General features: G+C 69.0%; 1 protein-coding gene. It reads right to left on the bottom strand.

The features are described 5' to 3' along the window. Positions 1–256 (bottom strand): (d)CMP kinase (locus ACN6NF_RS25750; protein WP_474320323.1); only part of this gene is annotated, 256 nt, incomplete at its 3' end. Between the last annotated feature and the right edge of the window lie 131 nt (positions 257–387).

Here is a 387-nt window from a genome sequence, read left to right as displayed (position 1 = left end):
CATCTTCTCCGGCAAGGAATGCCGCGTCGACATCGGGATCTGAGCCCACTCCGATCTCGGCGTCGGCGGCGGCCTTCTCGATCGCCGCAGGGTCGGTGAGGTCAGCACCGGCCCGCAGCACCGCAAGCGTCGCGATGCGGTACATCGCGCCGGTGTCGAGGTACCGGGCGCCGAGCGCGCGGGCCAACCCCCGTGACACCGAGGACTTTCCGGTGCCGGCCGGGCCGTCCACCGCAACAACCAAACTTCCGCTCACAAACCCACCGCCTGATAAAGCTCGCCGACTTCCTTGCGGGTGAGCGCCCGGATGCTGCCCGGCCGCTGATCCCCCAGCGACACCGAGCCGATCTCGGTACGCACCAACTCCTGCACCGGGAAGTCCACCGC

This window comes from Paenibacillus sp. TSM33 (assembly GCF_056099025.1).
This window is presented reverse-complemented; position numbering and strand designations above follow the sequence as displayed.